Source organism: Acinetobacter brisouii CIP 110357, assembly GCF_000488275.1.
Taxonomy (GTDB): domain Bacteria; phylum Pseudomonadota; class Gammaproteobacteria; order Pseudomonadales; family Moraxellaceae; genus Acinetobacter; species Acinetobacter brisouii.
This window is the reverse complement of record NZ_KI530762.1, coordinates 1,189,725-1,202,089: the sequence shown is the minus strand read 5'-3', so window position 1 is coordinate 1,202,089 and position 12,365 is coordinate 1,189,725. Positions and strand designations below refer to the sequence as shown.

The following is a 12,365-nucleotide window of genomic DNA, read 5'->3' as shown; positions in this document are numbered from 1 at the left end:
TGTTATCACCTTGCAATAGATGCACATAACAATCTTGATTGTAAGAAGTGAACGGTATTGCAAAAATCTATAATTCATTTTTCCGATTTTTTGCATTAAAAAATACTATTTTACCAATGATGTTTTTTTTCTTATTCTAAATTTCGTAAACAGATTACTACTTCCATCCATCTTACGGAGATAATGATGAGCTTAATTAATACTGAAGTTAAACCATTTAAAGCAACTGCATTTCATAACGGCCAATTCATTGACATTACTGAAGCCACTCTTAAAGGCAAATGGTCTGTATTTTTCTTCTATCCAGCAGACTTCACTTTTGTATGCCCAACAGAGCTTGGTGACCTTGCAGACAACTACGCTGAATTCAAAAAATTAGGCGTGGAAATCTATTCAGTTTCTACAGATACTCATTTCACACACAAAGCTTGGCATGATTCTTCTGCTGAAATCAAAAAAATTGAATACCCAATGGTTGGCGATCCAACTTGGGCACTTGCTAAAAACTTCGAAGTATTAATTGAAGAAGCGGGTCTTGCTGACCGTGGTACTTTCGTTATCGATCCTGAAGGTAAAATCCAAATCGTTGAAATCAACGCTGGTGGTATCGGTCGTGATGCTCAAGAACTTCTTCGTAAAGTAAAAGCAGCTCAATACGTACACGGTCATCCAGGTGAAGTTTGCCCAGCAAAATGGAAAGAAGGTGATGCAACACTTGCTCCATCTATCGATCTAGTAGGTAAAATCTAATCTTTCGATTAGATCACCTCTAAAAAAGACCCCTCGTTTGAGGGGTTTTTTATTTAGGCAGAAGCAATGCGTTTTTCCAACATGTTTGCAACCAAGTTAACCATTGACTGCCGTGACAGCACTCGCGCAAGCTGTGCCGTTAAATAGTTGAGTTTTCCTGTAATGACAAAGGTTTGCTTTTTCTCCAATCCACGAATCGCAGACTGAATGACATCCTCCACCGTCATTGCCTGCATACCCTCTGTATTTGCCTGTGCAACCTCTGCAAAATTGGTCGTGGTATTTCCTGGGCAAAGTGCCAACAATTGCACGCCAGAATTGCGGTACTCGCCTGCCAACGCTTCAGTAAAATTTAAGACATAACTTTTAGTTGCACCATAAACCGCAATATAAGGTAAGGGCTGAAAAGCTGCTGTTGATGCAACATTTAAGATAATTCCTTGTTTTTCTTGTAACATTTTTGGCAAAAACAATTGGGTTAATTGAGTCACGGTCAACATGTTCAGCAGGATCATTTCTTGATAGCTTTGTAGTGATTGCTCTAAAAATTTTGTCCATTTACCAAAACCCGCATTATTAATCAAAATATCAACACTCAAGCCTTGTTGAGTAATTGTTTCAAATAATTGTGATGCGGCATCCAGTTTTGCCAAATCTAGTGAAATACAATCGACTCGAATCGAATAACGCTGCTGTAACTGTTCAGCCAATTGCTGCAATTTTTCTGTGCTACGCGCCACAATAATCAGGTGAATACCCTGTTTTGCCAAATATTCAGCAAAACCTTGTCCAATCCCAGAAGATGCGCCTGTAATTAAAGCTGTTTTATTTTTAAATTTTTCTAAGACATGACTCATATTACATTTACCTTTTATCATTGAGTCATGACTATAAACTCGTCCCCTAGGGACAGAGTCAAGTGTTTATTTTAGGCAAGATCATCAGCACATATTTGTTGTTCTTCGTCGGCATATAATCGGGTCAAGGTCTGATCAAGGTCTAACAAATCTTGTTGTAACTGTATCAAATGCTGTTTTTGTTGTTCTAGTTTTTGCCATTTTTCAATCATAAGCTGCTTGGCGATATCCAAGGGAAAGCGCTGTTGCTGCGCTTTAATACAAGCCAGCTCTTGAATTTCAGCCAAGCTAAAACCAACGGTTTGTGCTTGGCGAATCATCTTGACCAAGCGGATATCCAGATCAGAATATACGCGATATTTACCCAAACGCTTTGGTTCAGGAAGCAAACCTAATTGCTCATAATGGCGAATGGCTTTGGGTGTTGTGTTACAACATGCTGCAAGCTGTCCAATATACATAAATTTTATCTAAGTGCGGGATGAAGAATAATTCTGCATTAGCATCAACTGAAATGGATGGTTTTGTGGCACAAAGTTTTGAGTCGCTTTCGCCTGTTCACGAAATAATGCACCTGTGCGGTATTTTGCCGTATTGGATAGAATAATTCGGGCATCATCATTGGTGACGACAGCCGTCTGATCCAATCTCCGCAATCTAGGTAAAATAAGCTGATCTAGCGTTGATACCAATAAGTCAATCACAATAACCCCAACAAATTGCTGTTCGATCATCACAGGATGTGAAAATGTAATGGTATAGGCATGATTACAAATATAATCAACATAAGGCCCATCGACATAGGGTTGTTTATTTTTCGCAGGATAATTAAACCAGTCAAATGAGCGAAAATCCAAGCGCTGCTGTAAATCCTGATAGTTCTCTAACTCTGCTTGCTGAATTTTTTGATCTTTTTTATACCACCATTCGAGCGTCCAGTAACCTTGTTCTTCTGCCGTTTCAGCAGAATAGCCAGCAAATCCCATACCATGACTGTACTTGCTATGCTGCAATGCAGTTTGAATGTGCTGTTGTAGCTTGTACCGGTCTGAAGGTGTCAATTTTACACCTTCTGGTAAGACAGAATCTGCTGAAAGTAAGTGGCGAGCTTGTTCTACCAGTCCGTTGGCAGCTTGAGTAATTTCGACAACTACTTGGTTCAGTAAGTCCTGAATCTGTTCAATCTGTATATCGCTCATGCTTTTATTTCCTTTTTTTTACCACTTTTTCTTTGTGCTCGAACAGTGTCAGAAACTTAGTTTGATTTTAAAGTGTTAACTTATATTCAAGCATTTGATCTGTTAATGTATCAAGCAAATTTTGTGCCTGTTGAGCGGCGGCATCAGCATCCTGCTGTTGCAAACAAGCAAATAGTTTTAGATATTCGGCAACAGTTTGCATATGAATTTTATCGTTTTTGTACAATGTTGCAACCAGTGGCAGCCATTCTGCCTGAATAGCAAGCTCCTGATTGGCTAAACGCGAAGATTGTGCATAGGCTACAATCATCAACAAACATCGCATGTCCGTTTGGGCACGCACATCTGCAGACTGTGCATCTTGAAAAGTCAAGATCAGTTCATGCAGTTTAGACAACTGCTGAGGTGTTGTACGTTGCGTCGCAAGTTTGGCACTATGCGATAAAATTGCACTATGAAACTCGCATAGATCAGCGAGATATTCGTTACTGACTTGACGTAAAGGCTGTTGCTGTAATACTTGATTGGCAGAAAGCTCACAAACAAAACTTCCACCATTTCGTCCACGACGCGTATCAATTAATCCTTTGACACGTAGCGTATTCAGCGCTTCACGTACAGTTACAGGTGACACGCCCATAAGACGCGATAAATCAGCTTCGTTTGGAAGTTGTTCATTTGCTTCAAGCAACCCTGCAATAATGGCATTGCCTAATCGTTCCACGACCTGTTCAGAACGTGTGGCTTGACCGATTGGTGCATATATAACGGTATGTGCTGTCATCGCTAGTTCTCGTCTAAATCAAGCATCATGCTTGATACGGTAGGCTAAAAAAGATAAAGCTTTCCATAAAACCCCTCGTTCCTATTATTTCCAAGCAGAATCGTGCTTATCTATATTTTCGAAATTCCATTTCTGATGTAGATGATTGGCGTAAATAACTTAACTAATTTGCATTCCTGCATTGAATTGCCAAATTGATCATCTTTCAATGTTTTATGGATGCGGTGATTATAACAAATCGTTTATAAATTAATGTTGTTTCTTGAAAAATCAACGATAATTTGAATGATTTAAGTGGACCAATTGCATTAATCTCATACAAATATTCAAAATATCGTGCCATATCACGAAGATTCTAGATAGATTTAAAAAATTATTGTTTTTCCTATATTGTATTTTTTAATTCATATTAAATATAAGTTATTGTTTAATATAATTAATTAAACTTAAATATGAAATATAATTTATTATACAAAATGTTATCTGATATAAGATTTTTCTAGCCTTTAAATCAAAATAATTTTAGCATTTTTGTAAATAATGGAATTTCACCATAAATTTATAATTTTTCTTTTTTGATCAATTACTTTTTTTTAATTCTCTACCTGAGAGAATTATGTTTGACTCAAACTGTATTTTCTTTCAATCACATCAAAACACCATTGAAATATAAAGGTATACACTAAAATGCATAAAGTAATACTTATATCGAGCAGTAGTGCATTCAAAAAACCTAGATTTAAACTATAGGCAATCAGCGGTACGCTCAGAAATAGTAATCCACCTTCAAAACCAATCGCATGCAGAATACGTACCCAGATACTGCGCTGCAATTTTAAATAGCCTTCCAGTTTTTCAAACAGATTGTTATAGAGCATATTCCAGAACACTGAAATAATTGCCATTGCCAACCCTAAACTTCCCGTAAGTTCCACAGGCATTTCAAACATATAACTTAATACCGAAGTCATGATCAACAATAAAATACCTTCATAACTTAGCGCATGAATCCATCTTTTCTTTGACATCAACATAAAATTTTTCAGCTCTTTTTACTTGGAATTGCTGCATTTTATTTTTATTATTTTGATTAATCGAATTAGATTCTTTCAAAATAATTGATAGATGAATATAAATGAACATTAACCAAGAACAACTCAATATCTTTAAAACTGTTATGGAAACAGGCTCTTTTTCTGCTGCTGCCCGCCAGCTTGGTAAAGTCCCCTCTGCAGTCAGTATGTCGATTGCCAATTTGGAGGTTGATCTCAACTTGCAGCTCTTTGAACGGGTTGGGCGTGAACCAAAACCGACCGCACAGGCTCAGGTACTTTACGAGAAAACCCTATATTTGCTGACGGAGATTCAACAATGGGTACAGCATGCAAATGCTCTCAGTGATGGTCTGGAATCGACGTTAAGTATTGTGGTGGTATCTGAACTGATTCATACGGAATGGACAGATTATATCGCCCTGCTTGAACAACAGTTTCCCACACTACAACTTGATATTTTTTCAGCACCACAAGAGGATGCTTTGCGCATGCTGATGCAAGGGCAAGTCCAGTTTGCCCTGATGTTTGAGCGAGAATATCTTGATCATCGTGAATCGTTTATCGAGCTGAAGCGAGAGACCATTGTGCCTGTTGTCAGCTTGTCACACAGCTTGGCAAAGCAAAATCAAATTCCACTAGAAACTCTACAGCGTCACCGTCAAGTGATTGTCACGGGACGCGACCAGCATCTAAAACCTGAGCTATTGTTTTCGACTCAATACTGGCGCACCGACAACCATCAGCTTGCGCTTTCTTTGATTTTAAAAAATCTGGGCTGGGGGTTATTGCCATTGACCATGTTGGAGCAAAATCCACATTTATATACCCAGTTGAAGATTCTGGATATTCTGGATATTACTCCACAACTTGAATATTACATCGACCTTGTCTGGAATAAAGAAGCGCAACTTGGGCAAGCCAGTCAATTTTTAATTGATTTTGTAAGACAACAGCGTCTTAAAAAAGTGCAATAAAACACATTTTTTTTGCAAAAAGCTATGCTATAACTAGATAGATTCAAAACATGATCGAACAGTTTAAACAATGACAGCTTCCTCTTTATCCCAATTAAAAAAATTGACAACCATTGTTGCCGACAGCAGCGACTTAAGTGCGATTGAACAATTCCGCCCACTCGATGCAACCACAAACCCTTCTTTGATTACTGCAGCAGCAGCCCAAGAAAGCAGCCGTGAGCTGATTGAAGCCGCTTATACCCAAGCCAAACAAGAAGGCTTATGCGCTGATGAGTTGATTGAACGTACAATTGATATTTTAACTGTCAAGTTTGGTGTAGAAATTCTAAAACTCATCGAAGGGCGAGTTTCAACGGAAGTTGATGCAAGCTTGTCTTACGATACCGAAGCAACCATTGCCAAAGCCAAAGAATTACTGAGCTTGTATAAAGGCTATGGGATCGATCAAAACCGTATCCTGATTAAAATTGCTTCGACATGGGAAGGAATTCAGGCAGCAAAAGCACTGGAAGCTGAAGGTATTCACTGCAACCTGACGCTATTGTTTGGTTCTCATCAAGCCAAAGCCTGTGCAGATGCTAAAGTCACCCTTATCTCACCGTTTGTTGGGCGTATTTTAGACTGGTATAAAAAAGCAGAAAATGTCGACCATTATCCAATCGAACAAGATCCAGGTGTGCTATCTGTTAAAGCTATTTTTAACGATTATAAAGCCCACGGTGTTCAAACTGAGGTGATGGGTGCAAGTTTCCGCAGTATTGAGCAAGTTCTAGCTTTGGCAGGTTGTGACCTATTGACAGTTGCACCAAATTTACTGGCTCAATTGAATGAAGATCAGCGTCAGGTCACTGCTCAGTTAGTTCCAACACAAAACATTATTCCTGCTGAAGCGGAACTGACTGAAGCAGAATTCAAACATCAGCTTGAACATGACCTTATGGCATTTCAGTTATTACAGGCAGGTATTGATGGATTTATTAAAGCTCGTGAACAACTCAGTGCTTTATTAAGACAATCTTTGGGTGTCACTGCTGAATTAAAGAACTAAAATATATTCTCTTTTTTATAACAACCGAAACTGATTTAAACAGTTTCGGTTTTATTATTTATGGTCGGTTATCGTGTTTGGGATTATTGATTTACCAAGATTTATTATTGGTACGATTTTAATTGTTTTACTTCCTGGTCCAAATTCCTTATATCTGTTAGCGACAGCGTCGCGTTATGGAATCAAACGAGGCTATCAAGCTGCTCTCGGCATTTTAACAGGAGATAGCATACTGATTTTGGCGACAGTGCTAGGAGCTGTATCTTTAATCCATGCTTACCCAGTCATCTTTACGATTCTGAAAGTATTGGGTGCAGGCTATTTGGCGTATTTAGGCATAAAACTGTTTTTGCACAGTATTGGTATTTGGAAAAATGCTAAAAATCCAGTTGTTGCCACAGAAGTTACATCAACAAGTGAACCGACCATGACCGCATTGCATCCATTTCGCACTGCCCTAACCATCAGTTTACTAAACCCTAAAGCTATCTTGTTTTTTCTGTCTTTTTTTGTGCAATTCGTTGACCCAAATAGTTCTGCACCGATGCTCAGTTTTCTGATTCTTGCTGTGATTTTACAGTTCATTAGTTTCAGTTATTTAACCAGCCTGATTTTTGGTGGCAGAAAATTGGCGCGTTACTTTTCTCAGCAGCAGCGCCTAGCCAGTCTGGCCACCTGTGCAGTTGGTATTTTATTTTTAACTTTTGGTGCAAAACTAGCTTTTTCAACCATTTAACTTAATGCCCAACCGTTTTGGAAAACAAGTTAATAATGAATACACCTGCAATAATAAATCCGATCCCAATAAATGCAGGTGTATCTAGAGCTTGCTTAAATACGTAATAGCCAATCATTGCTGTAAAGACAATGCCGACTCCACTCCAGATGGCATAGACCACACCGATATTCAGCGTTTTGGTGACCTGAGAAAGTGCATAAAATGATGCAGTATAAAAAATAACTACCAAAAGAGATGGTAATAATTTGCTAAACCCTTCTGATTTAACCAGAAAAGTTGTTCCTAAAACTTCGGCAATAATTGCAAAAGCTAAAATCATATAGGCAGAAAACATCGAACTCGTGCAAACCCATAAAAATACAGCTCACTTTAAAGATAGCATAATCACTATAAGCAATGACTTAATTTAGTATCACAGCAAAACCGTTCTGAAAGAATATTTTGTGAAAATACTGCTGTGTTACGATTTTGGCGTTTGGCTCTATATCGTGATCAGAACAAGAGATTCATGTTTTTTGATTAAACCACATAACCTGAAAGAACAAGTGATCACCATTCCAAAATAACAAAGCACCCGAAGGTGCTTTACTCATTTTATGAAATAGCCCAATTAAACATCTGTCCGAAGGCATACACGATGGTGATTAGCATTAATACAGATGATGACGTTAATAATAATTCTAAAGTTGTCATATCCCACCTCTCTCAGGTAAGTTGAGTATTTTTTATACAGCATTTTAAGAAACAATTCAATAACAAAAAAATATAATTTTATAATCTTTAAATACTCAAAATTGCATTCATTAACTTTTTTATACAACATTAAATTCAACCATGTATTTGTATCATCAGTAATTTTTCTCTGACAGACAGGTAAATTCAATTTTAATATTCTTTCGCATCGTTTAAAAATACTGTGATGAAACACACAAAATTAGATCACCCTGTTCATACAAAATGAAAAAATATAGGGAAAATAATCAAAGGTTCAGATAAATAGCATTTACTATCTACCTGAACCATACACGTTCAACTAGTTAATTTTCAATAACTTTATAGATTTTACAATTAGCTTCACTTTGAAAAAGCAATTCGGTTGATGGTAAAATCCGTTCTCCATAAATCTCAATAAAATCAACTTTTTGCTCTAAAGAATACTGTTCAGAGTCCTCTCTATCTGCCAATTCTTTCAATACAGCTTTTGCCATATGGTACACATCAAATTGATCTTTCACTTGAATATGAATCGTTCGCATAACTCGATTCCTCATCCTGATCTAATTGGTGATTTTTTTATAACACAAATCTTCAAATGAGAATCTTTTGTAATTGTTAAAATTCTTCGCATTGTGATTCGTTTTGTAAAAATATAAGTGAGTTGTTCTGTGTCAAAAAAGTCGCATTGATAGCAGGATTGCAAGGCTAAGTAAGCTCACACATTCAGAAATTTCAATACTAGCCCCCACGGTATCACCTGTAATTCCACCTAAACGGCGTACAAATACATGACGTAAATACCCCAAACAGCTACAAAACACGGCTGTCACCACAAGCCCTACCCATCCCAAGACGCTACATGCGAGCAGACAAATAAATGATATAAACCATAAAAGCTTGCGAGGTAAATCCTGCAAAAAGGATGAACCCAGTCCATGTGCCCGTACATAGTCACAAGTGAGAAATAAAAATAAGGCTGTTAAGCGCCCTAAGACAGGAATGATCACCAGCCCATACAGGTGCTGGGTTTGTAAAATGACATAAATGCTGGAAAATTTGAGCAATAAACTCAAAACCAGACTCAACACGCCAATTGGACCACACTGTGGATCTTTCATGATCTTTAAAGTGCGTTCGCGATCACCATATCCCCCCACCCAAGCATCGGCCGTATCGGCCAAACCATCCAGATGCAATCCACCCGTTATAATGACCCAAACCGTTAGAATCAGACTGGCAGAAAGCAAAACAGGTAAATGAACAGCATTAAGCCCCCACGCCATGCCAAAGATGAATCCGCCGAGGAACAAACCAATCACAGGATAAAAAGCGAGTGAATAAGCATTTTGCCGCGGACTAGGTAACTGTTTCAACTGTATAGGAAAAATGGTTAGAAACTGCAATGCGATCCAAAATGGCATCATAGGATTTACTCTTGAATTGACAGTTGCAAGTGTTCATTTTGCTTGAGATATATCGCTTGAATACTGGCAAGTTCAGCCGGCATAGTCAGCAGTTGAGTAAGTGGTTGTTGTCGAGCCATGCATTTTAACCACTTAATCACACCGCCATGACAAACTAGCAATACCTTTTGCCAATCTTGCTGCTGTGCCTGATTAAGCAGCATTTGGCAGCCCTGCTGTAACCTGTTCTGAAAATCCAGTAAATTTTCCCCTTGTGGTGGCGCATACTGACAAGGGTCTTGCCAGAATCGTCCTAACTGTTCTGGCTGAGTTTCATGAATATATTGTAAAGTCAGACCTTCCCAATCCCCAAAATACAACTCTTTAAACTGCGGCATCGTGACGATAGGCAAACCAAACTGCTGCTGTATATCTTGAGCAAAACTGAGGCAGCGCTGCAAGGGTGATGCCACTATTGCATCCCAAACAGGATGCTGTTGTAAATATAAGGCTATCGTATCCTGCATTTGTTGGTGGCCTTCGGCGGTCAGGGCATCATCCAGATGCCCACGCAAGGTATGTCCCTGTATTGTTTGTCCATGCCGCAATACATCCAATTGCAGCATTTTATTGCTTTTCACCTGTTACCGCAGCTTGTTGAAAGGTTGCCATTTCATTATGCAGCATACATGCCATTTTGAGGACACTTAGAGCAACACCTGCTCCACTTCCCTCACCCAGACGCAAGTTCAATTGCAAAATTGGCTGTGCATGTAACTCTTTCAAAATACGGCGATGCCCATACTCCGCAGACTGATGCCCAAACAACATCCATGTACGGACTTTAGGTTGAATCTGCACTGCAATCAAAGCTGCCACAGAGCTAATAAAACCATCGACCAGCATTGGAATACCAACTTGTGCACAGCGCAAATACGCCCCAACCATTGCAGCAATTTCAAAACCACCGACTGCAGCTAAAATTTTAATTGGATCTGCCTGTACATCAGGTTGATGTAATTCAATCGCTTGCTCAATCACCTGTTTTTTATGTTGTAATTTTGCATGATCAATACCAGTCCCTACCCCTGTAAGTACTTCGGCAGGTTCATTTAATAACAAACATGCCAGTGCTGATGCTGAACACGTATTGCCAATTCCCATCTCACCTGCGATAAACAAATTACTATGCTGTTCTACCGCCTGATCGACACTATTTTTACCAATTGTCATCGCAGCAATGCACTGGATTTCACTCATGGCAACCGTTTTTACAAAATTTTGTGTCCCTGCTGCAATTGGATGTTGCTGCACGCCTGAATAATCATAAGCCTCACCGACCGTCCCACAGTCAATCACCTGTAAATGTGCTTGATGCTGTCTGGCAATGACACTAATTGAAGCGCCACCCGATATAAAATTCTGAAGCATTTGTCGGGTGACAGCTTGCGGATAAGCAGAAATATTTTCTTCCATCACGCCATGATCCCCTGCAAACAAGCTAATCCAGACATGATCAATATTGGGATGCTCGGTACGCTGCAAACCTGCCAAAGTGACTGCTAACTCTTCCAAATCCCCCAATGCCCCAGCAGGTTTTGTCAGTTGAGCCTGTCTTTCCAATGCTTTTTCTTGAAATACACCATCGATATTACGACATGGCTGTAACCACCAACTCATTTTTCTTCTCCTTTCAATTGTATCGGAAATCCAGCAACGCAAAATACCGCATGTTGACAGATCTGCCCCAAAGCCTGATGTAAGCGTCCAGACTCATCGACAAAGCGACGTGTAATTTCCCCCAACGGCACAACCCCGAGTCCCGTTTCATTGCTGACCAGAATGACTTCCGATTTTAAATTAGGTAATAATTTCAATAATTTCAAGCATTCACGTGACTGTAAATCAGGATCTTGTGCACAGAGAAGATTACTCATCCAAACGGTTAAACAATCAACTAAAATCACCTGATGTTCAGCATCCAATTCCTGCAAACGCTCTGCCAAATATATCGGCTCTTCAACCAACTGCCAATTTTGATCCCGTTGCTGCTGGTGATGATGGATACGCTCCTGCATTTCCTGATCAACTGCCTGAGCCGTAGCAATATACACTCGCGGTTTTTGTGTTGCCAGTGCAAGCTGTTCAGCATAATGACTTTTTCCTGAACGCGCTCCTCCCAATACGAAATGCAACATAAATAAAATTAACCTAAATGAAAATGATAATGTGCGGACAATTCACCTTGTAATTGGCGTGCCTGATATGAACCAAAAGTCAAATATCGAAATTTAACTGTCCATGGTTGAACTGGTATTTGCTCTATCTGTTCTAAAATGGGATTGGCAGCAAATTCATCCCGATACAAGCCTAGCGTTACGTGTGGACAATAAATGATTGCATCAATTTCTTTTGCAACAGGCCAAAAACAGCGGCGTAGCTGTAATAAAATATTTTGTTCATCAATTACGTCTACAAATAAAGCACTTTGGAAGCTGCGTACCCGCCCCAATTTAAGCTCAAAAGTATTTACCTGTAATTGCTGCAACAATTCAATCTGTTGCTCGAGCTGGCGTTCGTGAAAATGATCAGGTAAATGCTGTAAATGAAATGGCGATTGCCAAAACCCGCATACAAACAATGTAATATGCCACCGTCGACGGTTAGGCATATATAGATAAGATTGAAATTGCTGCTGTATTTGCTTCAAATACTCGCTACAGGCGGGATCGTCTATCTCTAAATACCAGAGAGAAAATTGATCTCGTCCTTTATGCCAATCTGAATAATCTGCGTCCAGGCTTGCAAATGTGCGGCTGTTGGGCTGTAAAAACAT

At 39.1% G+C, this 12,365-nt stretch carries 16 protein-coding genes; 4 read left to right on the top strand and 12 right to left on the bottom strand.

From position 1 onward, the window contains the following. The first annotated feature begins 186 nt into the window (after positions 1–186). Positions 187–750, top strand: a complete 564-nt coding sequence (ahpC, locus tag P255_RS05650; protein ID WP_004901368.1) for an alkyl hydroperoxide reductase subunit C — start codon at positions 187–189, stop codon at positions 748–750. A 53-nt stretch (positions 751–803) separates the two neighbouring features. On the opposite strand, the gene P255_RS05645 is transcribed toward ahpC, so the two are convergent. The 5 genes from P255_RS05645 to aceI form a co-directional block, all read right to left on the bottom strand. Continuing rightward, complete coding sequence (locus P255_RS05645) at positions 804–1,607, bottom strand: SDR family NAD(P)-dependent oxidoreductase (RefSeq protein ID WP_004901366.1); 804 nt, start codon at positions 1,605–1,607, stop codon at positions 804–806. Between the two features lie 71 nt (positions 1,608–1,678). Further along, complete coding sequence (locus P255_RS05640) at positions 1,679–2,068, bottom strand: MerR family transcriptional regulator (RefSeq protein WP_004901365.1); 390 nt, start codon at positions 2,066–2,068, stop codon at positions 1,679–1,681. Positions 2,069–2,077: 9 nt separating this feature from the next. Continuing rightward, entirely contained in the window at positions 2,078–2,806 is a 729-nt protein-coding gene (locus P255_RS05635) for a cache domain-containing protein (RefSeq protein WP_004901363.1), read from the bottom strand. 67 nt (positions 2,807–2,873) lie between these two features. Continuing rightward, positions 2,874–3,590, bottom strand: a complete 717-nt coding sequence (locus P255_RS05630; RefSeq protein ID WP_004901361.1) for a FadR/GntR family transcriptional regulator — start codon at positions 3,588–3,590, stop codon at positions 2,874–2,876. Between the two features lie 614 nt (positions 3,591–4,204). Next, positions 4,205–4,624, bottom strand: a complete 420-nt coding sequence (aceI, locus tag P255_RS05625; RefSeq protein WP_004901360.1) for a chlorhexidine efflux PACE transporter AceI — start codon at positions 4,622–4,624, stop codon at positions 4,205–4,207. A gap of 101 nt (positions 4,625–4,725) precedes the next feature. Between aceI and aceR the strand changes: the two genes are divergently transcribed. The 3 genes from aceR (at position 4,726) to leuE (ending at position 7,406) form a co-directional block, all read left to right on the top strand. Beyond that, positions 4,726–5,619 carry an HTH-type transcriptional regulator AceR gene (aceR, locus tag P255_RS05620; RefSeq protein WP_004901357.1) on the top strand — a complete coding sequence of 298 codons (894 nt, stop codon included), beginning with the start codon at positions 4,726–4,728 and terminating at the stop codon, positions 5,617–5,619. A 70-nt stretch (positions 5,620–5,689) separates the two neighbouring features. Continuing rightward, complete coding sequence (gene tal / locus P255_RS05615; RefSeq protein WP_004901353.1) at positions 5,690–6,670, top strand: transaldolase; 981 nt, start codon at positions 5,690–5,692, stop codon at positions 6,668–6,670. A 73-nt stretch (positions 6,671–6,743) separates the two neighbouring features. Further along, complete coding sequence (gene leuE, locus P255_RS05610) at positions 6,744–7,406, top strand: leucine efflux protein LeuE (RefSeq protein WP_004901351.1); 663 nt, start codon at positions 6,744–6,746, stop codon at positions 7,404–7,406. 1 nt (position 7,407) lies between these two features. Here the strand turns inward: leuE and P255_RS05605 are convergent, their stop codons facing one another. From P255_RS05605 to P255_RS05570, 7 genes are all read right to left on the bottom strand, one after another. Continuing rightward, positions 7,408–7,743 (bottom strand): DMT family transporter, encoded by a 336-nt coding sequence (locus P255_RS05605; RefSeq protein WP_004901349.1) that lies wholly within the window; start codon positions 7,741–7,743, stop codon positions 7,408–7,410. A gap of 703 nt (positions 7,744–8,446) precedes the next feature. Then, the gene (locus P255_RS05595) at positions 8,447–8,665 is read right to left on the bottom strand and encodes a hypothetical protein (RefSeq protein WP_004901346.1); all 219 of its coding nucleotides are present in this window, start codon (positions 8,663–8,665) and stop codon (positions 8,447–8,449) included. A gap of 132 nt (positions 8,666–8,797) precedes the next feature. After that, entirely contained in the window at positions 8,798–9,550 is a 753-nt protein-coding gene (locus P255_RS05590) for an adenosylcobinamide-GDP ribazoletransferase (protein ID WP_004901343.1), read from the bottom strand. Between the two features lie 5 nt (positions 9,551–9,555). After that, on the bottom strand, positions 9,556–10,155 hold the full coding sequence (locus P255_RS05585; protein ID WP_004901340.1) for a histidine phosphatase family protein: 600 nt from the start codon (positions 10,153–10,155) through the stop codon (positions 9,556–9,558). 1 nt (position 10,156) lies between these two features. After that, positions 10,157–11,209, bottom strand: a complete 1,053-nt coding sequence (gene cobT / locus P255_RS05580; RefSeq protein ID WP_004901338.1) for a nicotinate-nucleotide--dimethylbenzimidazole phosphoribosyltransferase — start codon at positions 11,207–11,209, stop codon at positions 10,157–10,159. Beyond that, positions 11,206–11,727: a bifunctional adenosylcobinamide kinase/adenosylcobinamide-phosphate guanylyltransferase gene (cobU, locus tag P255_RS05575; protein ID WP_004901336.1), complete on the bottom strand. Its 522-nt coding sequence runs from the start codon at positions 11,725–11,727 to the stop codon at positions 11,206–11,208. Before cobU ends, cobT begins: the two co-directional genes overlap by 4 nt. Before the next feature lie 8 nt (positions 11,728–11,735). Then, entirely contained in the window at positions 11,736–12,365 is a 630-nt protein-coding gene (locus tag P255_RS05570) for a 2'-5' RNA ligase family protein (protein WP_004901333.1), read from the bottom strand.

Coding starts and splice junctions, on each gene's coding strand:
- P255_RS05595 (WP_004901346.1), bottom strand. CDS start 8,665: ATGCGAACGATTCATATTCAAGTGAAAGATCAATTTGATGTGTACCAT.
- aceR (WP_004901357.1), top strand. CDS start 4,726: ATGAACATTAACCAAGAACAACTCAATATCTTTAAAACTGTTATGGAA.
- cobT (WP_004901338.1), bottom strand. CDS start 11,209: ATGAGTTGGTGGTTACAGCCATGTCGTAATATCGATGGTGTATTTCAA.
- ahpC (WP_004901368.1), top strand. CDS start 187: ATGAGCTTAATTAATACTGAAGTTAAACCATTTAAAGCAACTGCATTT.
- tal (WP_004901353.1), top strand. CDS start 5,690: ATGACAGCTTCCTCTTTATCCCAATTAAAAAAATTGACAACCATTGTT.
- P255_RS05570 (WP_004901333.1), bottom strand. CDS start 12,365: ATGTTTTTACAGCCCAACAGCCGCACATTTGCAAGCCTGGACGCAGAT.
- P255_RS05635 (WP_004901363.1), bottom strand. CDS start 2,806: ATGAGCGATATACAGATTGAACAGATTCAGGACTTACTGAACCAAGTA.
- P255_RS05590 (WP_004901343.1), bottom strand. CDS start 9,550: ATGATGCCATTTTGGATCGCATTGCAGTTTCTAACCATTTTTCCTATA.
- aceI (WP_004901360.1), bottom strand. CDS start 4,624: ATGTTGATGTCAAAGAAAAGATGGATTCATGCGCTAAGTTATGAAGGT.
- P255_RS05630 (WP_004901361.1), bottom strand. CDS start 3,590: ATGACAGCACATACCGTTATATATGCACCAATCGGTCAAGCCACACGT.
- cobU (WP_004901336.1), bottom strand. CDS start 11,727: ATGTTGCATTTCGTATTGGGAGGAGCGCGTTCAGGAAAAAGTCATTAT.
- P255_RS05585 (WP_004901340.1), bottom strand. CDS start 10,155: ATGCTGCAATTGGATGTATTGCGGCATGGACAAACAATACAGGGACAT.
- P255_RS05640 (WP_004901365.1), bottom strand. CDS start 2,068: ATGTATATTGGACAGCTTGCAGCATGTTGTAACACAACACCCAAAGCC.
- P255_RS05605 (WP_004901349.1), bottom strand. CDS start 7,743: ATGTTTTCTGCCTATATGATTTTAGCTTTTGCAATTATTGCCGAAGTT.
- P255_RS05645 (WP_004901366.1), bottom strand. CDS start 1,607: ATGAGTCATGTCTTAGAAAAATTTAAAAATAAAACAGCTTTAATTACA.